A 21,031-nucleotide genomic window follows, 5' to 3' on the forward strand; every position below is an offset into this window, starting at 1 on the left:
TCTCAGTTTTCAATCTCAGTCTCAGTATTTGCGGACTGTAAAGCTGTGACTGAAAACTGCGACTAAAAATTATTCTTCCTCTTTTTGTCCCATCATCATTAAAAATGCTTTCAGGAAAGGATCAATATTTCCGTTCATTACGCCATCAACATCACTTGTTTCATAACCGGTACGAACATCTTTTACTAGTTTATAAGGCTGCATTACATAATTACGTATTTGCGAACCCCATTCGATTTTCATTTTTCCGGCTTCGATATCAGCACGTTGTGCCTGTTGTTTTTTCAATTCGATTTCGTACAATTGAGAACGTAGCATTTGCATGGCGCGTTGTCTGTTATCTTGTTGAGAACGAGTTTCAGAACATTGAATCTGGATTCCGGTTGGTTTGTGAACCAATTGCACTTTTGTTTCAACCTTATTTACATTTTGTCCTCCAGCTCCACTAGAACGAGAAGTTGTAATTTCGATATCAGCAGGATTAATGTCAATTTCGATACTATCATCTACAAGCGGATAGACATAAACAGATGCAAATGAAGTATGACGCTTGGCATTACTATCAAAAGGAGAGATTCGCACTAAGCGATGAACGCCGTTTTCTCCTTTTAAATATCCAAAAGAATAATCGCCTTCAAACTCCAGCGTTACGGTTTTTATTCCTGCAACCTCACCAGCCTGAAAGTTAAGTTCTTTTATCTTGAAGCCATAACTTTCTCCCCACATCATATACATACGCATCAGCATTCCTGCCCAATCACAACTTTCGGTTCCGCCCGCACCGGCAGTAATTTGTACTACGGCACTTAAGCTGTCACCTTCGTCAGAAAGCATGTTTTTGAATTCGATGTTTTCTATATGAGCCTGGGTTGTGTTATAATGCTCGTCTAATTCTTCTGCAGAAAGTTCTCCTTCTTTATAAAAATCGTAGGCAAGTTGCAATTCATCTGTAAGTTCGATTGCTTTATTATAATCTTCGATCCATTTTTTCTTATTTCGAAGGTTTTTTACAATCACTTCAGCTTCTTTTGGATTGTTCCAAAAGTCGGGTGCGAAAGTTTTTTCTTCTTCGTTGGCGATTTCAATTAGTTTGGCATCAACGTCAAAGATACCTCCTCAACGCACCAAGGCGCTCCACAATACCTTTTATTTGTTCGGTAGTTGTCATAAATTAATAGTAGTTTTATAAGTTTTTATAAATAGTACGTCATTAAAATAAACATTCTAAAAACGTAATTTTGTCCTGCAAAAATAGCTATAGTTTTTATATTATAGGAATAAATTTAACAGGAGAAAAAAGAAATTTAAAGTCTATAACTCAAATAATGATATGGATAATTTAAGTACGTACAATTTACATAAAGATGAAACAAAGAATAACAATTTTAGGAGGTGGATTATCGGGATTATTAATTGGTTACAGATTGAAGAAATTAGGATTTAAAATTCAGATTCTGGAAGCAAGAAATCGTTTGGGCGGTAGAATTTCGACGGTTTTAAGTGCGAATGAAACTCCTGTAGAAATGGGGGCAACCTGGTTTGGAGAACAACATATTAATCTTTTGGCTTTGTTAAAAGAACTTGGACTTTCGTATTTTGAACAACATATGAAGGGTACCGCTTATTTTGAAGCTTTTTCTATGACGCCACCGCAAAGTATTGATATTCCGGATGACAATCCGAGTTATAGAATAGCCGGCGGTACATCATCGTTGATAAAAGTGCTGGCAGAATATTTTGATAAAGAGGAGGTTTATTTGAATCAACAGGTAAAAGAGTTAGATTTTAATAATGATGTTGTCATGATAACTACGGATCATAGAAGTTTTGAAACAGATATTGTGATTTCAACTTTACCGCCTGCCTTATTGGTTAATTCAATTAAGTTTTCGCCGTCAATTTCGTCAGAGCTTAGTGATATTGCTAAATCTACTCATACCTGGATGCAGGATGCTATTAAGGTGGCTTTGGTTTATAAAGAGCCATTCTGGAGGAATAAAAATATATCCGGGACTTTGTTTAGTAATGTTGGGCCAGTAACCGAGTTTTACGATCATTCTAATTATGAAGTCACAAAATACGCTTTATGTGGATTTATTAATAGTGGTTATTCTCAATTTTCTAAAGCGGAAAGAAAAGAAAAAATAATCAGTCAGTTGGAACGGCTATTAGGTTCTGAAGTTTTAGGATATGTTGCTTATGAAGAAATTATTTGGTCTGAAGAGTCTTTTACCAAGGATAAAGAACAGGGAAATACTTTTGTTTATCCGCATCAAAACAACGGGAATGCTGTTTTTTCTCAGGACTATTTTAATAATAAATTTTATATCTCCGGCACAGAAACTTCGTCTCACTTTCCGGGGTACATCGAGGGTGCTGTATTTTCAGCCAACAAAATAGTTTCTAAAATTGTAAATTATCTGTAGAATAATGTGGTGGTTTTATATGTTTTTTGCAAATATTACGTTAATTTGGTTCTATAGTAAGTTTCAAGTTAAATTTTAATAAAACTTACCAAGAATAACTCTTAGGAATATGTAATTTTGCTCTACAAAAAAAGATATACTTTTTAGAATATGGAAATAAATTTAATTAGCGATACCATTACCAAGCCTACACACGAAATGTTGCAGTATATGTTTAACGCTCATGTTGGCGATGATGTATACAGGCAAGATCCTACGGTTATAGAGTTAGAGACCAGAGTAGCTGAATTTTTTGGTATGGAAGCCGGGCTTTTTTTTCCGTCAGGAACTATGGCAAATCAAACCGCTATCAAATTACATACACAACCCGGAGAGCAGTTAATTGCAGATAAATATGCACATGTCTACAATTATGAAGGTGGAGGAGTTTCGTTTAACAGCGGTGTTTCATGCTGTCTATTAGATGGGAATCGAGGAATGATTACTGCAAGTCAGGTGGCTGCTGCGATCAATGATCCGGAATTTTATCATGCTCCGCTAACAAGTTTGGTTTGTGTAGAAAACACAACAAACAAAGGTGGTGGCGCTTGTTATGAATTAGAAGATTTAAGAGAAATAAAAAAGGTTTGTGATGCTAATAATTTGAAATTCCATCTTGATGGAGCCAGAATTTGGAATGCATTGGTAGCCAAAAGACAAAATCCGAAAGAATTTGGAGCTATTTTCGATACTATTTCGGTTTGTTTGTCAAAAGGTTTAGGTGCGCCAATTGGTTCAGTATTATTAGGATCTAAAGCTGATATTCACAGAGCGTTGAGAATCAGAAAGATACTTGGCGGAGGAATGCGTCAGGTAGGTTATTTGGCGGCGGCAGGATTGTATGCTTTGGCAAATAATATCGAACGATTAGCGGAGGATCATAGAAGGGCTAAAGAAATTGCAGCAGTAATAAGCACAAAACCTTGGGTAGCGCATATAGAACCGGTAGAAACTAATATTTTGATTTTCTCGCTGACTGAAGGTTACAGTGATCAGCTTTTGATTGAAAAATTAAAAAACAAAAATATATTGATCAGCTCAATGGGACACAATAAACTTAGGGTTGTAACGCATTTAGATTATAAAGAAGTAATGCATACCTATGTGATTGAAACGTTGCAGAAATTCTAAAAAAAGGTGCAAAGTAGCATAGGTGCAAAGGAACAAACGTTTAATAAAAAAAGAGGCAAAATATGCCTCTTTTTTTTGTCCAGAAACTTCAGGTGTGCAAGATAAAAAAACTTTGAACCTTTGCAAATCTGAACCTTTGTGCCTTTTGAAATCTATTTAAACAAATTATCCATTCCCGGAATCATTGGCATATCCATTTTTGCAACAGCATCAAGTTCTTGTTCATTAACACTTGTTGCTTTTTCAATTGCTTTGTTTAGTGTTATAATAAGATAGTCTTCAAGTTGTTCTTTATCTTCAAGCAAAGAGTCGTCAATAGAGATTGATTTTATCTTTCTATTTGCTGTTAATGTTACTTTTAGTAAGCCGTCAGCGCTTTGTTCATCAATCAAAACAGTATCCAGACGCTTTTTTGTATCTTCAATTTTTTGTTGGGTTTCTTTAAGTTTACCCATCATTCCCATTAAATCCATTTTTGTCGATTTTAAATTAATTCATACAAAATTAGTATATTGCTGTATGATAACAATAGAATATTTTATGAAAAAATTAATTCTCTTCTGTTGTCTTTGTAGTATTTTTGCTCCTTCGTATTTAAAAACTAATGCTTAATCAATGCAAAACGATATAATGGCTCCAAAAGCCAAAGAAATTCCTAAATCATTAAAAAAACATAAAGAAACAAGAGTCGATAATTATTTTTGGCTTAACGACCGCGAAAATCCTGAAGTTATCGATTATCTAAATCAGGAAAACTCATATTACCAAAGTATGACTTCGCATACAAAAGATCTTCAGGAGAATTTGTATGAGGAAATGAAAAGCAGAATTAAGGAAGATGATTCATCGGTGCCTTATTTCTATAATGGTTACTATTATATTACCCGTTTCGAGACTGGACAGGATTATCCGATATTTTCAAGAAAAAAGGGAAGCCTTTCTGCAGATGAAGAAATTTTATTCAATTGCAATGAATTGGCAAAAGATCAGGCTTATTTTAAATTAGGAGGTTTAAGTGTGAGTCCGGATAACAAGTTTGCAAGTTTTGGGGTTGATATCGTAGGAAGAAGAATTTATACTATTCAGATCAAAAACTTAGAAACAGGAGAGATTTTATCAGATAAAATCGAAAATGCTACCGGAGGATCAGTTTGGGCAAATGATAATAATACTATTTTTTATACGAGACAAGATGAGGTAACTTTAAGGGCAGATAAGGTTTTTAGACATAAACTAAATACTGATACTGCGGCTGATGTTTTGGTTTTTAATGAAACTGATGATACTTTTAATGTTTCTGTAAGCAAAGAGAAATCAAGAAAATATATTGTTATTGGTTCAGGAAGTACATTGACTACTGAATATAGAATTTTGAATTCTGATACTCCTGATGGTGAATTTGAGGTTTTCCAGCCTCGTGTTCGCGGTTTAGAATATACTATTTCTCATTTTGAGGACTCTTTTTATATTTTAACCAATAAAGACAAGGCGACTAACTTTAAGTTGATGAAAACGCCTGAAAATAAAACAGGCAAGAAAAACTGGGTTGACCTAATTCCGCATCGCGAAGACGTTTTGTTGGAAGATATCGAAATTTTTAAAAACTATTTAGTGGTTGAAGAGCGCTCAAATGGTTTGAATCATATTCGTATTATGCCATGGAATGGTGAAGCTGATTATTATCTTCCATTTGGCAGTGAAACTTACAACGCTTATACTACCACAAATATTGATTTTGATACAGATATTTTGCGTTATAGCTATCAATCGCTTGCAACGCCTTCGTCTGTAATTGATTTTGATATGAAGACTAAAACCAAGGAAATCTTAAAAGAACACCAGGTTTTGGGAGGTAAGTTTGATAAAGAGAATTATATCGAAGAACGTGTCTGGGCAACTGCCAGAGATGGTGTCAAAGTGCCTATTTCGATGATTTACCGTAAAGGATTAAATAAAAACGGTAAAAATCCGTTATTGCTTTATGCTTATGGTTCATACGGAATCACAATGGATACTTATTTCTCATCGACCCGACTTTCTTTGTTAGATCGCGGTTTTGTTTACGCAATCGCCCATATTAGAGGAGGAGAGGATTTAGGAAGACAATGGTATGAAGATGGAAAACTGTTAAAAAAGAAAAATACCTTTACAGATTTCATTGATTGCTCTAAATTTGTAATCAGTGAAAATTACACATCTCCTGAACATTTATATGCTGAAGGAGGATCTGCAGGAGGACTTTTAATGGGTGTTATTATCAATGAAGCTCCGGAATTATACAACGGAGTGATTGCTCAGGTACCTTTTGTAGATGTTATTACAACTATGTTAGACGACAGTATTCCGTTAACAACTGGAGAATACGACGAATGGGGAAACCCGAATAATAAAAAATATTACGATTATATGTTATCGTACTCACCGTATGATAATATAAAAGCGCAAAACTATCCTAATATGTATGTTTCTACGGGACTACACGATTCACAGGTACAGTATTGGGAGCCAGCTAAATGGGTGGCTAAGCTTAGAAATCTAAAAACAAATAAAAATCTTTTATTTTTAGATACCAATATGGATGCGGGACATGGTGGAGCTTCTGGACGTTTTGAGGCTTTAAGAGACTTAGCAAAAGAATTTAGTTTTTTATTAGATTTAGAAAAAATTGAAAGCTAATTAGAAATTTTTTGTTAAATTTGCAACCTATCAAGGGTATTTAAAAATACCTTCGATTAACTATTTTTTTATGAAAGAAGAAATAAACGCTTATAATAATGTTTTAGAGTTAATAGGTAATACCCCACTTATTAAGCTAAATAAAATTACCGAAGAGTTAGAAGGTAATTTCTACGCGAAGGTAGAAGCTTTTAATCCAGGACATTCCTCAAAAGATAGAATAGCGTTATATATTATTGAAGAAGCCGAGAAAAAAGGAATCCTAACGCCAGGTGATACTATCATTGAGACAACATCAGGTAATACAGGTTTTAGTTTAGCAATGGTAAGCATTATAAAAGGTTATAACTGTATATTGGCAGTAAGCTCAAAATCATCGAAAGATAAGATTGACATGTTAAGAAGTCTGGGAGCAAAGGTATATGTATGCCCCGCCCACGTTTCAGCAGATGATGAAAGATCTTATTATAATGTAGCCAAACGTTTGCACGAAGAAACAAAAGGCTCGGTTTACATCAATCAGTATTTTAATCAACTAAATATTGATGCGCACTATAACACTACAGGTCCTGAAATTTGGGAACAGACTAAAGGACAAATCACACATCTTGTGGCTTGTAGCGGAACTGGAGGAACAATTTCCGGAACTGCAAAATTCCTTAAAGAACAAAATCCAAATATTAGAATTTTAGGTGTTGATGCTTTTGGGTCTGTTTTAAAGAAGTACCACGAAACAAGGGAATTTGATAACAAAGAGATTTATCCGTATCGTATAGAAGGTTTAGGTAAAAACCTGATTCCATCTGCTACAGATTTCGATATTATTGATAAGTTTATCAAGGTAACCGATGAAGAAAGTGCTCACTCAGCCAGAGAAATCACCCGAAAAGAAGGATTATTTGTAGGGTATACGTCCGGAGCTGTAATGCAGGCAATCAAACAGTATGCAGAAGAAGGCGAATTTACCAAGGATAGTAATATTATTGCTATTTTTCCTGATCACGGTTCTCGCTATATGAGTAAAGTGTTTAGCGATGACTGGATGAATGAACAAGGTTTCTTTGACAGTGTTAATGAAGAAGAAGTTCAAAAAATTGAATTTGTAAAGTAGTAAAATACTTTTATACATAAATATAAGAGGCTGTCCGAAAAGTAATTTCGGGCAGTTTTTTTTTGTTTTACACATTGATTTTTCTTATATTTAAGTACTAAAATCAATGATTATGCAGCCAGTTTTTAAGCCTCATTCGGTTCACCAGCAAGATCTTTTTCCATTGAATTTAAATGATCTGATCCCAGAGAATCATTCTGCCCGATTAATAGACAGTGTTGTTGAACAGTTGGAAATTTCCGAGATTATATCACAGTTTAAAGGCGGTGGAAGATCCAGCTACCATCCTAAGATGTTATTGAAAATATTGTTTTACGGATATCTCAATAATACCTATTCCAGCCGAAAGCTGGCTAGAGCCGTGAAGGAGAATATATATTTTATGTGGCTCTCGGGAGGACTTCAGCCGGATTTTAGAACTATCAATGACTTTAGAGGAAAAAAATTAAAAGGGAATATCGAAAAACTTTTCAGCCAGGTCGTTCTGATGATGGTAGATTTAGAGCTCATTAGCCTGGAGAGACAATTTATTGATGGTACTAAAATAGAAGCCAACGCACATAAATACAGCTTTGTGTGGAAGAAAGCAGTTGAAAAACATAAAGACAGGCTTCAGGGAAAAATCGATGCTGTTCTGGCAGATATTGGTCAGGCTATCGAGTCAGACATTATGCATACTGATAACCAAACTGATACCAAGGTAGACAGTAAGAAATTAGAAGAAAAAATACACGAGATCAACCAAAGTGAAAAAAAGCAGAAGCTGAGTAAACAGCAGAACAAATCACTTCAAAAACTCGAGAAAGAACAGCTTGTAAAACTTAAAGAATATGAGAAACATCTCGAAATTCTGGGGGATAGAAACAGTTATTCGAAAACCGATACCGATGCTACTTTTATGCGCATGAAAGAAGATCATATGGGCAACGGACAATTAAAAGCGGGTTATAATATTCAGATTTCTACAGAAAATCAAATTATTACACATTACTCCACCCACCAGACTTCTACTGATTTTACCACATTAAAGACTCACTTAGAAGGATTCAAAAGCAACTACGGCAAACAATCTGCAAAAGTTATAGCCGATGCGGGCTATGGAAGTGAGGAAAATTATCAACTCCTTGAAGACAAAGAAATTGATTTTTTTGTTCCCTACAACATGTACCGTATCGAAGAGACCCGTAAGCATAAAAACAATTTATTCCACGCACAAAACCTGTTTCATAATAATGAGCAAGACTTTTTGGTTTGTCCAATGGGGCAGCAAATGCCTCGTATCTTTACTAAGAAATCAAAAACTACAACTGGTTTTGAACAGTATCATTCGGTATATGAGGCTTTAAATTGCGCAGGATGTCCTCTGCGGGGGCAATGCTTTAAAGCTAAGGGGAACAGACGGATAGAAATTAATCACAATCTTCAAAGACTGAAATTCAAGGCAAGAGAGAATTTAGAAAGTGAATTGGGCAGGGAAATTTATAGTAAAAGATGTATTGAACCAGAGCCGGTTTTTGGTAACATCAAGCAAAACAAAGGATTTAAAAGATTTACACTTACCAAAACAGCCAAAGTAAATACTGAATTTGGCCTGATTGCTATTGCTCACAACTTTTCTAAATGGATCGCTAAAATCCGTTTGGGCAATTTTAACCTCATTTTTGATCTCGTAGAAGCTTTAGAAAAGTTTATAGAAGACCATTTTAGCCCAAATTTACATTTTTCAAGAAACACTCTGTAAATCTACTAGTATAATAAAAGAAAGAGGTCGTCTTTTCAGACAACCTCTTTTTTTATGGGGTTATTTTTTTAAGCAGCTGATTGTTACTTAATAAAGCATCAGGACGTACTTTTTCTGAATGTTAATGTTTTGGTTTTAATTGTGAATACCGTATTTCTACGTAAGAATTATTGAATTCTGTTAACGTAAATTTATTATTTTAATAATTTCACTAAGAGTATAAATAAATACAATTGCAGGTATGAAATCATCGATTTTGGTTATTTAAACGATTATTTAGGTTAGTTGTCGAAAAAATTTCCGCTCAAAAACATAATAATCTAGTTTAGCAGTGTTAAAATGACACAAAGTTTTAATCCCCTAAATCTACTACTATGAAAAAATTTCTACTCACTTTGATGTTTGTAAGTTATTTGAATGTTAATGCTCAAAATCCAATTCAGGAGTTTAATTTCAATGGTACTTTAAATAATACCGCTAATACTACTTCTTTTATGGGAACAAATAATTTTGTTACTGACAGAGCCGGAGTAGTAAAGGGAGCACAACGACTTGCCAATAAGGCTCTTGAAGCTGTTATTGATGATCTTCCTCAAGGTGATAATGCGAGATCGGTAAGTATTTGGGTTAAATTTAACGACATTACTTCTGCAAACTATATATGGGGTTACGGAACTGCTTATAATGCTCAATATTGTGGATTATTGCAACAAGGTACTGCTTCTTCGAATTCAGATTTAAGTTTGGCAGGCTGGGGAGCCTCTAATGATGTAATTGTTTCAACTCCTCTTGAAAAAAATGTTTGGTATCAATATACAATAACATACGATGGGAAGGTTTCTAAAATTTACCGGAATGGTCAATTGCTTAAATCTGTTAACGGAATTGCACGTTCTACTAAAGGAAACATTTTCAGACTGGGAGAAATCAATACCACTATAGGTATTAATGCAGATATAGACGATTTAAAGATTTATAATATTGCTTTGACTGATGAACAAGTCATGACATTATATGATAGTTCAAAAGCTGTTATTTCTATTGCTGCTGCTATTGAACCGGCTTCTGCTGTAAAAGCAGTAAAAAAAGTAGAAGTTAAGACAAAAACAATTGCAAAAGCTGCTCTGTCAAATATTATTACAACAGGAGATATTAATGAAATGCCTAAGAACGTTGAGGTATTCTCGCAAGGACAAAAAATTTACGGAAGTAATACTAATACAATGAATATTCATGATTTGCCGGAAGGAACTTATTTGTTGAAAATAACAAATACACCTTCAAAAAAAGTAACTTCAAATTAAAAACAAAATTTAGGTTTATTAAAATAGTTAGTTAATTAATTTTTATTTTTTTTATGTTGTTTGGTAAGCAATTATTTTTTTGAATAGTGAAAAAGCCTTCTGAATTTTTACTTTGGATGGCTTTTTAATTTTACAGGCTGAGTTTTTGTATTCCTTTTTTTTGTAAAAATGTTTTTACAAATGTTAGAAAAGATGTTTTTTTAGTTTCGTTTTTTGTAATAATATCGCAATTATACATGATAAGCATTTTTTAGTTTGAATTAATATTATATTTTTAACAAAAAATAATATTATAATTTAATTTTAATAAAATGCATAAAGCTGTTGAAAGTAGCTGGTTAAGGAATTTAGATGTGCTTTTGAATTTGTTTTTGCTTCTGTTAAATGTTACTATGTTTGGTGCTTTTTTTAAGCACGTTGAATCCCCCTAAATCTATAAATATGAAAAAATTATTACTGACATTAATGTTCGTAAGTTTTTTAAGTACTAATGCTCAAAATCCAGTACAGGAGTTCAATTTTGATGGAACTTTAAGTAATACTGATAATACTATTTCCTTTTTAAGTGCGCCAAATTTTGTAAATGACAGAATGGGAGTTGCCAAAGGTGCTCAAAGGCTTACCAGCAAAGCTTTGCAAGGTGTAGTTGGAGATCTTCCGCAAGGAAATAAACCGAGAACAATATCTATTTGGGTAAAATTTAATGCTATAAATTCAGTAAACTATATTTTGGGTTATGGCACCGCTTTAAGTACTCAGTATTTTGGTCTTGTACAGCAATCTGCATCTTCCGGAAATTCAGATTTAAGTTTGGTAGGTTGGGGCGATGCAAATAATATGATAGTTTCAGTTCCGCTTCAAAAAGAAGTCTGGTATCAATATAGTGTCACTTATGATGGTAATATCTCAAAACTGTATCGTAACGGAGAATTATTAAAAACCGTTGAAGGGATTCCGCGTTCAACAAAAGGTTATATTCTAAGGTTGGGATCAATAAACTCAACAGTTGGCATAAACGCTGATGTAGACGATCTTAGAATCTACAGTGTTGCAATGACAGACGAACAAGTTATGGAATCTTATAATAGTTCGAAACCAACTGCTGCAATTGAAAATGCAGTTACAAATACAGTAAAAAAGAATGCTGCATTAACGGCACCTGCCAAAACTACAATTGCAGCAAAAACAGCAACTTCTGCAGTTTCTGCAATTGAGTCGAATACAGGTTCTAAAAATGTTGAGGTTTTCTCGCAGGGAAAAAAAATAATGGGTAGTAATGCTTCTAATATTGCAGATTTACCGGAAGGGACTTATTTATTGAAAATAACCACTAATCCGTCTAAAAAGTAATTTAAAATTAAGAATAAAATAATAAGCCGTTTAAGAAAAATTAATTTTAGTAAATAGATATTTCTTAATAAAAAAAAGCCTCTTAAAAATTAGACTTTAAGAGGCTTTTGTTTTTATTGTTTTAGTTAATAACACTAAGAACTACAAATAAAATTACCAAAACGATAACGGCGTATTTTGTGTATTTTGATGTTTGCATAAATTTGTTTTTTGAATTGGTTTATAATGTGGTACTGACAAATATAATAGTTTATTTTAATTCTAATACTTTCTGTCAGACTTTTTAGGAATGTTTAAAAAACAAAAAAGCCCTGAATAATTCAGAGCTTTTAAATATTTTATAAAAGAAAAAATTATGCTTCCTGCATCGTATGATAAACGTTCATTACGTCATCATCTTCTTCAATTTTTTCGATTAGTTTTTCAACGTCAGCGATTTGAGCTTCAGTAAGTTCTTTGGTAATTTGCGGAATACGCTCAAAACCAGAAGATAAAATTTCAAGACCTCTGTTTTCTAATTCTTTCTGTAAAGCTCCAAAGCTTCCAAAAGGCGCGTAGATTAAGATTCCGTCTTCGTCTTCGAAAACCTCTTCAGCACCAAAATCAATTAGTTCTAGTTCCAGTTCTTCAGGATCAAGATTACCTTTTGCAATTCTGAAGTTACAAGTATGGTCAAACATAAACTCAACAGAACCCTGAGTTCCCATTGTACCGTTACATTTATTAAAGTAGCTTCGAATGTTTGCTACCGTTCTATTATTGTTGTCAGATGCAGTTTCAATCAAAATGGCAATTCCGTGAGGAGCATATCCTTCAAACAAAATCTCTTTATAGTTGGCAGTATCTTTATTGCTTGCATTTTTTATCGCGCGCTCCACATTTTCCTTAGGCATGTTAGCGGCTTTTGCATTTTGTATTACAGCTCGTAATCTAGAATTGGCATCTGGGTTAGGGCCACCTTCTTTAACAGCCATAACGATGTCTTTACCAATTCGGGTAAATGTTTTAGCCATTGCTGACCAACGTTTCATTTTTCTTCCTTTTCTAAATTCGAACGCTCTTCCCATTACTAATTTTTTATTTTGAGATGCAAAAATACGGTTATTCCTTTTTTTAGCAAAATCAATGATTAAGTTTTTTTGATTTGTTTCAAGTTTCAGGTTTCAGTTTTTTGTTGGAGACATTAGAAAATGATAAATAAAAAGTTCAATTCGTTATGAATTGAACTTTTTATTGAAACCTGAAACCTGAAACCTGAAACCTGAAACCTGAAACCTGAAACCTGAAACCTGAAACCTGAAACCTGAAACCTGAAACCTGAAACCTGAAACCTGAAACGAAACCTGAAACCTGAAACCTGAAACCTGAAACCTGAAACCTGAAACCTACTACTTCGCGGTATTAAAATCATTAATTATATTAACTGCTTCATTCAGGTACGGATTCGTTTTAAGATGATCGATCTGGTACTGATTTATCGTTTTGTCGTTTGGATAAACGCTTAATAAATATTGATTTACGGTAGAGTTATAAACGTCTAACGGATTGTTTTCATCATTAAACGTATTAATTTCTGTCCAGAGCGAGTTTACTGTTTTTTTCTGTTGAAAAATAGCATCCAATGTCATCGGAATTTCGGCTTTTGGTTTGTTTACCAATTCATCGATTTTTTGGTTTATTATATTTATGTTATTAAAAAAGTAATTATCTGCCAGTCTTGTAGTACTGTTTTTTGCCAGCTTATCGATTAGAGCTCGTTTTACGTAAGGTTTGTATTTTAGAAACGGTTCAATACTATCATTTTTAATAGCGGTCGGGAAATCACTTTCTTTTTGGTAAACCCCTTCATAGAATTCAGGAAGCATCACGTCAGGTTTCACTCCTTTATATTGATGGCTTTTTCCGGTAACCCTGTAAAATTTGTTGATAGTTATTTTTAGAAAATCAGTGTTTTTAGTTTCGTCAAGCGAAAGTATAGTTTGCATAGTCGCCTTGCCAAGCGTAGTGCTTCCCAATAATAAAGCACGATTATAATCTTGCAGTATAGAAGCAAAAAATTCACTTGCCGAAGCTGTGTTGCTGTTTACTAAAATTACAATTGGTCCTTTATAAATTAAACCTTTGTAAGGATCATTAATAACAGATTTGACCTGGTTATTATCTACCACAATCGAAAGTGGTCCGTAATCAATAAACATTCCCGCCAATTTTATGGCTTCTTCCATCGATCCGCCGCCGTTATCAGTCAAATCAATAACAAGACCTTTTATATTGTCCCTTTCCAGTTTTATAACTTCTCGTGCCACATCATCGGCACAGCCTTTTCGGCTGTTTCCATCTAAATCAGCATAGAAACTCGGAATTTTAATGTATCCTATTTTGCTATCCTTACCAATAATGAAGCTGAAAACAGAATTTTCCTCATCTTTCATTATTTGCTTTTCGATAAAAACATCAAAGCTTTTCCCTGAATTTCGTTTTAAGGTAAGTGTTATGCTTTTATTAGATTCTGACAAAATCATGGTTGATATCGATTCTAAAGAAGCACACGAAACCTGCAGTGTTTCTTTTTGATTGGATATCGAAACAATCTGATCGCCTTTTTTTATCTGTCCCGTTTGATAGGCGGGGCCATTGGGATCAAGTTCAGCTATAATAATTTCATTTTTTTCATTCAGGTTTACAGTCATTCCCAAAGACAAATGTTCTTTTGATAATGATGCTACGAAACTCGTTTTAGAATCATCACTAAAATAGGCAGTATGAGGATCAAAATAAGTACAGAAATAATTATAGAGCTTTTCTTCCTGTTTGATGTTCGTTTCCAAAAGCGTGTTGATTCGGCAAATTTCATTTGACAAAATCAAGTTTTTAGCTTTTAATTCTATTGATTTAAAATTAGCTTTAATAGAATCCAGATTATCACTTGTTTCCGCTATTTCGTCTAAAATTTGATAACGGATTTTTTTGGACCAAACCTTTTCCAAATCTTCTTTTTTAAGATAAAACGGAAATGATTTTTTATAGAATCGAATCGTATCATTTTTAGTATAATCGATAGGTTCCTTTTGTATTTTTTCCAGAACGGCTTTAGTTCTCAAAAGACCATCTTTATATTTTTGAGTTATATCATCTAAAAAACTGCAGTTATCACTAAGAATAAAATCGTCTAAATTCGTACGATATTTCTCTGACATATCACCATATTCTGACTTGTAAAATATATTTCTCGAAGGATCTAATTCGTTCATCAGATTATCAAAAACAAAAACAGATAAACTATCATCTACCGGTTTTGGCCTGATATGTTCTGCTTGAATAAGGGCATTTATTTTATTTAGTATTTCACAAGTGTTATTGGTGTTCTGACTGAATAAAACACTGGTAGTCAGTAAAAATAATAGGGAGAGCTTTTTCATAGATCGAAAATCATCGTTTACATTAAAATTACGTTTATTTTTTGATTAAGAGTTATAATTTCTATAAAAAATCTTACAGATAAACGATTTGTTTTTTAATATAGAAATAGGCAAAAAGTAAACTTTGAATCTCCGCTAAAAAAAAATGCACTACAGTTGATTGTAGTGCATTTTCTAAGATATTGAATAAAAATCTATTTCTTATAAAAAGGTAATTTTACCACTTTTGCAGGAACATCATTTTTTCTAATTCTGATAAAAATGTCAGTATCTACAGCACTATTGTTAACAGTAACATATCCTAAACCAATTCCTTTGTTCATAGAAGGCGACATCGTTCCAGAAGTTACAACACCAATAACAGCACCAGAAGCATCAACGATTTCATAATCATGTCTTGGTACAGCACGTTCCTGCATTTCAAAAGCCACTAATTTTTTAGTAACACCTTCTTCTTTTTGTTTTTTCAGGTTTTCTGAATTTGTAAATTCTTTAGTGAATTTTGTAATCCATCCCAAACCAGCCTCAAAAGGCGAAGTAGTATCATTAATATCATTACCATACAAACAGAATCCCATTTCTAAACGTAAAGTATCACGGGCAGCCAAGCCAATAGGTTTGATTCCAAAAGCTGCACCAGCCTCAAAAACCTTGTTCCAGATTGTTTCAGCATCAGCATTTTTACAATAGATTTCAAATCCGCCAGAACCCGTATAACCGGTTGCAGAGATAATTACATCACTAAATCCTGCAAAATCAGCCACTTCAAAATGATAATATGGTATAGCCGATAAATCTATAGAAGATAAAGGCTGCATTGCCTCAACCGCTTTTGGTCCCTGAATGGCCAATAATGAATAATCATCCGAAAGGTTTTTCATATCAACACCCAAATCATTGTGCGATGAAATCCAGTTCCAGTCTTTCTCAATATTCGAAGCATTTACAACCAGTAAATACTCTTCCTCTTTCATTTTATATACAATCAAATCATCAACAATTCCGCCATCATTGTTTGGTAGACAAGAATATTGCGCTCTGCCAATCGTCAAAGTCGACGCATCATTTGAAGTTACTTTCTGAATCAAGGCCAAAGCATTTGGACCTGTCAATAAGAATTCACCCATATGCGAAACGTCAAAAACGCCCACACTGTTACGAACCGTCTCATGTTCAGCGTTAATTCCTTCATAAGTAATAGGCATATTATAACCTGCAAAAGGAAGCATTTTCGCTCCCAAACTCTCATGTATGTGCGTAAGCGCAGTATTTTTCATTGTGTTGTTTTATAAAATTGTGTCGCAAATTTATTCAAAAAATATCTAAAAAGAATACAATAAATTATAAAATTCGCAATGATTAGGAGCTATTTCCTGCTATCCGCTATATCTTTTATTTTTTAAAGAAAAAAACAAAAGGATATCGCTCCTATCAGGGCTAGAGATTTTGGGAAACATGAAACACTTTCTTCTTCATTTTTTGCGTAACTTTAATAACCTTAATTAATCCGTTGGGGGTAAATAAATAAAAATTTAATTGAACACATAGAAACATAGCTTGTATGATTTTGAAAAAGTAAATCAAAAAGAAACTCGTTTCTCACACATAGTCCCGATAGCTATCGGGATGTGTTAATGCAAGTGAAACGACTTTTTTAAGCTTTAAAATCTATGTTTCTATGTGTTAAAATAATTATAAACAAAAACGTTTATTATCATAAAATTAAGTTGGAAGATGAAACGTCAGCTAATTAAAAAAATCGTTTTTATCTCCGTTTTTACGAAGTAAATCCGTTTCATCCGCGTCATAAATAAGCATCAACTAGAATCAAAAAGTGATTAAAAAATTAAAACAATTAGATAAATAAGCCAAATGAAAGATCCGCTTTTAATCACCAAAGAAGAAATTCTAAAATTCTACAAGCCCGTAAATCCTCATACACATAAAGGACTTCAGGGTCATGCGGTGATTATTGCCGGAAGTTATGGCAAAATAGGAGCAGCCGTTTTAGCATCAAAATCCTGCTTAAAATCAGGTTGCGGACTCGTAACTACTTATACGCCAAAATGTGGTTATCAAATTCTGCAAATCTCAATTCCTGAGGTTATGGTAGTCACAGATGAAAATGCCAATTTTATTACCAATATTCATCTTCCCATTCAGCCACAAGCCATCGCGATTGGTCCCGGAATAGGGAAGGAGTTAGGCACACAAAAAGCGGTATTCGAATTTTTAAGAGTCAATAAAACACCTCTTGTTCTTGATGCTGATGCGTTGAATATCTTAGCCGAAAATCAATCCTGGTTAGAATTAGTTCCTGACAACACGATTCTGACACCACATCCAAAAGAACTGGAACGTTTAATAGGCAAGTGGAATTCAGAATCTGAAAAGTTTCAGAAAACAATCGCATTCTCTGAAAAGTATAAAGTTATCATCGTCATGAAAGGCGCACCAACTTACATTATCAATAAAAATCAAATCTACGAAAACACCACAGGAAATGCTGCTTTAGCAACCGCAGGAAGCGGCGACACCTTAACCGGAATCATCACTAGTTTTCTGGCGCAAGGTTATGAACCTAAATATGCCGCAAAAATAGGCGTCTTTCTTCACGGATTAACTGCTGATATTGCCTTGCCACAAACCGGTTATCAATCGTTTATCGCATCAGATATTATTGAGAATCTGGGAAAGGCTTTTTTGGAATTGGAGAAATAGAAAGTCTTGCTTCAGGTTTCAGGTTTTCTTTGTTTCAGGTTTGTTGGAGCGTGTTTAACCGAAAGGTTGCAATCCCGATAGCTATCGGGATACGCAAAGGTTCGCAAAGTTTTTTTTTATGTCATGTTGAGCGAAGTCGAAGCCCACGTTCCAATTGGCGCGCCTTCGACTTCGCTCAGGATGACAAAAATGACGACAATTGCAGGTTGGAATTTTCAACAAAAACCTTCAGTTAAAATACCACAGATAAGATAAAAATCCGTATTAATCTGCGTCTTCGCTTTAGCGAATCCGTTTCATCCGCGTACTTTTTTCACAATCTCTTTATAATATTAAGCTTTGCGACCTTAATAAAGCGAAGCCAATTTTAAAATTAACCTTAGCGCTCTTTGCGTAAACCTTTGCGACCTTTGCAGTTAAATAAGCAAAATCCAAGAAATCTAAGAAGTCTAAAAATCTAACAATCTAAATTAGTAAGTTTGTATTTCAGTAAATACTGCTTATGAAAAAAAATTTCGATCTCAGAACGGTAAACGTTACACGATATATAACACCTTTGCGTGAAGGCGGTTCATTACCCGCTTTGGCAGAAGCCGATGACGATTTTAAATATGTCTTAAAATTCAGAGGAGCCGGTCACGGCGTAAAAGCTTTGATAGCCGAATTAGTAGGCGGACAAATCGCTAAAGCATTAAAATTGCAATTACCGGAATTAGTTTTTGCTAATCTCGACGAGGCATTTGGCAGAAACGAAGGCGACGAAGAAATTCAGGATTTACTGCAAGGTAGCCAGGGATTAAATCTCGCACTTCATTTTTTATCCGGAGCTATCACTTTCGATCCTGTCGTAACAACTGCTGATGCAAAATTAGCCTCGCAGATTGTTTGGTTAGACGCTTATATTACCAATGTCGATCGTACATTCAGAAACACCAATATGTTGATCTGGCACAAAGAATTATGGCTTATCGATCATGGCGCATGTTTGTATTTTCACCATTCCTGGAACAATTGGGAGCAACATGCCAAAAGTCCGTTTGCTTTGATAAAAGATCACGTTTTATTGCCACAAGCCTCTCTTTTAAAAGAAGTTGATGCCGAATATAAAACACTTTTAACACCGGAAATTCTGGTAGATATTGTAAATACAATTCCGGAAGAGTGGCTTCAATGGGAGGATATAGACGAAACTCCTGAAACTTTGCGAAATGTATACTTACAGTTTTTGCAAACGAGATTAAACAATTCAGAAATCTTTGTAAACCAAGCGAATAATGCAAGATAGTCACTTATATGAGTATGCCGTAATTCGTGTGGTACCAAGAGTAGAACGCGAAGAATTCCTGAATATCGGAGTCATTTTATTTTGCAAAAGAGCCAAGTTTATAAAAGTATTACACCACATAAACGATGCGAAAGTCGAGGCCTTATCAAACGATTTTGATATCGAACAATTGCATTGCAACATAACAGCATTAGAAAAAATTGTAAACGGAGCCAAAGATGGCGGCCCGATAGGAGCAATGGATATTCCGGAACGTTTTCGCTGGTTAACCGCCATACGCAGTTCAGCCATACAAACTTCAAGACCACATACAGGATTATCCCAGGATTTAGAAAAAACAGTTCAAAGATTGTTTGAAGAATTAGTTCTTTAGAGGAAGGTTCAAAGTTGCAAAGTTGCAAAGGGACAGAGGTTTTTCGTGTAGAGACGCACAGCAGTGCGTCTAACATATTGTAAAATAAAAATCGTGCAAAGACGCAAAGTCGCCAATAATTTAGAAACTTGGCGACTTGGCGTCTTTGCGCGACTATAAAAGACTTGCTATAAAAAAACTTAGCGTCTTAGCGCCTTCGTGGAAAAAACCAAAAAAATAACCATATAAATCATTTAAGAAATCATAAGCCTACTGACTTAAATTTTCTTATATAACTTAGATGGTTATAAAAAAAACTAAAAATTAACGCATTTTACTAAAACGAACCGCAAACATTACCTCCTAAAGTCGCACCAGCTCCGGCACCACCAGTAATATCAGCTTTAACAGCCGAAGCTGCAAGTGTTACAATAGAATACGGAGGAGTAAAAGCGGTATTGCTTCCTGCAGTGTTTCCTGTAGTACTCGTAAATACGTTTCCAACTGCTGTAACAGCTGTATAACCCGTCATTAAATCAATAGGAGTTTTAACGCCTTCAAAAACGTTATTTTCTACCCTAATATTAGCTTCAAAACCAGCAGCAATACATTTGTTGCTTACCGTACTGTTGAAGTAACTATTGATGATATGCACTTTGCCAAAACGTACTCTTGGCATTCTCTCTCTGCAGCCAGGAGCCCACCAGCAACGGGCAAAAGTAATTCTCAATGTTCCGCGATCAGCAGTTGCTCCGTCGCTTGAACCAATTAAGTTCGAATATCTGTGATCATCAGAACCTCCTGAACCTCCTGCTTTAGGTGGTTTCAGGTAATGGAATTTAGAATAAGTAACTGAAATATAATCAGACTTATTTTTGATATCGAAGTTGCCATCAACACCATCTCTAAATTCGCAGTGATCCACCCATACATTTTGACAATCGTCTAAGACAGCATTGTCCCAACCATCAGTGTCATAAGCGCCCGGGCCTTCAAAAATCAAGTTTCTGATGATTAAGTTCGTACATCTTTTGATGTTAATAATACCTGAACCGTCTTTGGTCTGGTCAGTCGAAACTAATTTTGCACCGCTTGCACCATAAATAGTTTTGCCGCTTTGATCCTGCAACGACAATCTTGTGGTAATAGTGATTGTGCCACTAACTTTTACCACTTTTACCGCGCTGTTTTCAATAGCTGATTTTAATTGAGCATAAGTAGTCACAACCGTTTCTGCAGATGTTCCTCCACCGGTTGTTCCTCCGTTTTGAGATGCCCATCCCGGAACCTGAGCACAGTTTCCAACTTTTGCTGTAAAATTACCATCAGTTGGTGTGGTAGTTTCGATAATAGCATTTTGATTGCTTTGGTAAGAAGCAATTTCGTCAGAGTTGCAGCTTGCAAATCCTAATACAAGTGTTAAGGCTAACACTGTCCATGTTGATTTAAATTTCATAATATTTAAGTTTGGTTAAA

Annotated in this window: 17 protein-coding genes; 10 read left to right on the top strand and 7 right to left on the bottom strand. The window is 34.5% G+C overall.

Translation table 11 applies throughout. From position 1 onward, the window contains the following. Positions 1-69: 69 nt before the first annotated feature. Positions 70-1,168, bottom strand: a protein-coding gene (prfB, locus tag QLQ94_RS13205) for a peptide chain release factor 2 (protein ID WP_271335627.1) whose coding sequence is annotated in 2 segments (ribosomal slippage) — positions 70-1,104 and positions 1,106-1,168 — 1,098 coding nt in all. Because the reading frame shifts where the segments join, the coding sequence is not laid out codon by codon here. Between the two features lie 196 nt (positions 1,169-1,364). Between prfB and QLQ94_RS13210 the strand changes: the two genes are divergently transcribed. Both QLQ94_RS13210 and QLQ94_RS13215 read left to right on the top strand, forming a co-directional pair. Next, the gene (locus tag QLQ94_RS13210) at positions 1,365-2,426 is read left to right on the top strand and encodes a flavin monoamine oxidase family protein (protein WP_427402584.1); all 1,062 of its coding nucleotides are present in this window, start codon (positions 1,365-1,367) and stop codon (positions 2,424-2,426) included. 150 nt (positions 2,427-2,576) lie between these two features. Further along, positions 2,577-3,596 (top strand): threonine aldolase family protein, encoded by a 1,020-nt coding sequence (locus tag QLQ94_RS13215; protein WP_427402585.1) that lies wholly within the window; start codon positions 2,577-2,579, stop codon positions 3,594-3,596. A 152-nt stretch (positions 3,597-3,748) separates the two neighbouring features. On the opposite strand, the gene QLQ94_RS13220 is transcribed toward QLQ94_RS13215, so the two are convergent. Then, positions 3,749-4,069 carry a YbaB/EbfC family nucleoid-associated protein gene (locus QLQ94_RS13220; protein ID WP_072955651.1) on the bottom strand — a complete coding sequence of 107 codons (321 nt, stop codon included), beginning with the start codon at positions 4,067-4,069 and terminating at the stop codon, positions 3,749-3,751. A 142-nt stretch (positions 4,070-4,211) separates the two neighbouring features. On the opposite strand from QLQ94_RS13220, the gene QLQ94_RS13225 reads away from it, so the two are divergent. From QLQ94_RS13225 to QLQ94_RS13245, 5 genes are all read left to right on the top strand, one after another. Continuing rightward, entirely contained in the window at positions 4,212-6,272 is a 2,061-nt protein-coding gene (locus QLQ94_RS13225; RefSeq protein WP_482497402.1) for a S9 family peptidase, read from the top strand. A gap of 70 nt (positions 6,273-6,342) precedes the next feature. After that, a complete protein-coding gene (gene capA / locus QLQ94_RS13230) occupies positions 6,343-7,383 on the top strand; it encodes a cysteate synthase (RefSeq protein WP_065447924.1) in 1,041 nt (346 codons plus the stop codon). Between the two features lie 106 nt (positions 7,384-7,489). After that, complete coding sequence (locus QLQ94_RS13235; protein ID WP_072959494.1) at positions 7,490-9,124, top strand: IS1182 family transposase; 1,635 nt, start codon at positions 7,490-7,492, stop codon at positions 9,122-9,124. A 374-nt stretch (positions 9,125-9,498) separates the two neighbouring features. Continuing rightward, entirely contained in the window at positions 9,499-10,428 is a 930-nt protein-coding gene (locus QLQ94_RS13240) for a LamG domain-containing protein (RefSeq protein WP_427403129.1), read from the top strand. Between the two features lie 441 nt (positions 10,429-10,869). Next, entirely contained in the window at positions 10,870-11,778 is a 909-nt protein-coding gene (locus tag QLQ94_RS13245) for a LamG-like jellyroll fold domain-containing protein (RefSeq protein ID WP_427403128.1), read from the top strand. A 353-nt stretch (positions 11,779-12,131) separates the two neighbouring features. Here QLQ94_RS13245 and QLQ94_RS13250 read toward each other — a convergent pair whose 3' ends face one another. The 4 genes from QLQ94_RS13250 to gcvT all read right to left on the bottom strand — a co-directional run bounded on the left by QLQ94_RS13250 (position 12,132) and on the right by gcvT (position 16,474). Then, positions 12,132-12,845 (bottom strand): YebC/PmpR family DNA-binding transcriptional regulator, encoded by a 714-nt coding sequence (locus QLQ94_RS13250; RefSeq protein WP_271335634.1) that lies wholly within the window; start codon positions 12,843-12,845, stop codon positions 12,132-12,134. 116 nt (positions 12,846-12,961) lie between these two features. Further along, a complete protein-coding gene (locus QLQ94_RS13255) occupies positions 12,962-13,189 on the bottom strand; it encodes a hypothetical protein (protein ID WP_482497405.1) in 228 nt (75 codons plus the stop codon). Beyond that, a complete protein-coding gene (locus QLQ94_RS13260; RefSeq protein WP_271335636.1) occupies positions 13,167-15,197 on the bottom strand; it encodes a carboxy terminal-processing peptidase in 2,031 nt (676 codons plus the stop codon). Before QLQ94_RS13260 ends, QLQ94_RS13255 begins: the two co-directional genes overlap by 23 nt. 194 nt (positions 15,198-15,391) lie before the next feature. Continuing rightward, a complete protein-coding gene (gcvT, locus tag QLQ94_RS13265; RefSeq protein WP_271335637.1) occupies positions 15,392-16,474 on the bottom strand; it encodes a glycine cleavage system aminomethyltransferase GcvT in 1,083 nt (360 codons plus the stop codon). Positions 16,475-17,069: 595 nt separating this feature from the next. On the opposite strand from gcvT, the gene QLQ94_RS13270 reads away from it, so the two are divergent. From QLQ94_RS13270 to QLQ94_RS13280, 3 genes are all read left to right on the top strand, one after another. Then, positions 17,070-17,918 carry an NAD(P)H-hydrate dehydratase gene (locus QLQ94_RS13270; RefSeq protein ID WP_427403104.1) on the top strand — a complete coding sequence of 283 codons (849 nt, stop codon included), beginning with the start codon at positions 17,070-17,072 and terminating at the stop codon, positions 17,916-17,918. A 502-nt stretch (positions 17,919-18,420) separates the two neighbouring features. Then, positions 18,421-19,203, top strand: coding sequence for a HipA family kinase (locus tag QLQ94_RS13275; protein WP_482497408.1), 783 nt, complete (start codon positions 18,421-18,423; stop codon positions 19,201-19,203). Further along, positions 19,193-19,576, top strand: coding sequence for a DUF3037 domain-containing protein (locus QLQ94_RS13280; RefSeq protein ID WP_271335640.1), 384 nt, complete (start codon positions 19,193-19,195; stop codon positions 19,574-19,576). The genes QLQ94_RS13275 and QLQ94_RS13280 overlap by 11 nt, the downstream gene beginning before the upstream one ends. 316 nt (positions 19,577-19,892) lie before the next feature. Here QLQ94_RS13280 and QLQ94_RS13285 read toward each other — a convergent pair whose 3' ends face one another. After that, entirely contained in the window at positions 19,893-21,011 is a 1,119-nt protein-coding gene (locus tag QLQ94_RS13285; protein WP_271335641.1) for a pectate lyase family protein, read from the bottom strand. Positions 21,012-21,031: the final 20 nt, after the last annotated feature.

This window comes from Flavobacterium sp. B114r, assembly GCF_056824125.1.

Excerpts from the sequence above, each read along its gene's own strand:
- QLQ94_RS13210 (WP_427402584.1), top strand. The coding sequence starts at position 1,365 with ATGAAACAAAGAATAACAATTTTAGGAGGTGGATTATCGGGATTATTA.
- QLQ94_RS13215 (WP_427402585.1), top strand. The coding sequence starts at position 2,577 with ATGGAAATAAATTTAATTAGCGATACCATTACCAAGCCTACACACGAA.
- QLQ94_RS13220 (WP_072955651.1), bottom strand. The coding sequence starts at position 4,069 with ATGGATTTAATGGGAATGATGGGTAAACTTAAAGAAACCCAACAAAAA.
- QLQ94_RS13225 (WP_482497402.1), top strand. The coding sequence starts at position 4,212 with ATGCAAAACGATATAATGGCTCCAAAAGCCAAAGAAATTCCTAAATCA.
- capA (WP_065447924.1), top strand. The coding sequence starts at position 6,343 with ATGAAAGAAGAAATAAACGCTTATAATAATGTTTTAGAGTTAATAGGT.
- QLQ94_RS13235 (WP_072959494.1), top strand. The coding sequence starts at position 7,490 with ATGATTATGCAGCCAGTTTTTAAGCCTCATTCGGTTCACCAGCAAGAT.
- QLQ94_RS13240 (WP_427403129.1), top strand. The coding sequence starts at position 9,499 with ATGAAAAAATTTCTACTCACTTTGATGTTTGTAAGTTATTTGAATGTT.
- QLQ94_RS13245 (WP_427403128.1), top strand. The coding sequence starts at position 10,870 with ATGAAAAAATTATTACTGACATTAATGTTCGTAAGTTTTTTAAGTACT.
- QLQ94_RS13250 (WP_271335634.1), bottom strand. The coding sequence starts at position 12,845 with ATGGGAAGAGCGTTCGAATTTAGAAAAGGAAGAAAAATGAAACGTTGG.
- QLQ94_RS13255 (WP_482497405.1), bottom strand. The coding sequence starts at position 13,189 with ATGATTTTAATACCGCGAAGTAGTAGGTTTCAGGTTTCAGGTTTCAGG.
- QLQ94_RS13260 (WP_271335636.1), bottom strand. The coding sequence starts at position 15,197 with ATGAAAAAGCTCTCCCTATTATTTTTACTGACTACCAGTGTTTTATTC.
- gcvT (WP_271335637.1), bottom strand. The coding sequence starts at position 16,474 with ATGAAAAATACTGCGCTTACGCACATACATGAGAGTTTGGGAGCGAAA.
- QLQ94_RS13270 (WP_427403104.1), top strand. The coding sequence starts at position 17,070 with ATGAAAGATCCGCTTTTAATCACCAAAGAAGAAATTCTAAAATTCTAC.
- QLQ94_RS13275 (WP_482497408.1), top strand. The coding sequence starts at position 18,421 with ATGAAAAAAAATTTCGATCTCAGAACGGTAAACGTTACACGATATATA.
- QLQ94_RS13280 (WP_271335640.1), top strand. The coding sequence starts at position 19,193 with ATGCAAGATAGTCACTTATATGAGTATGCCGTAATTCGTGTGGTACCA.
- QLQ94_RS13285 (WP_271335641.1), bottom strand. The coding sequence starts at position 21,011 with ATGAAATTTAAATCAACATGGACAGTGTTAGCCTTAACACTTGTATTA.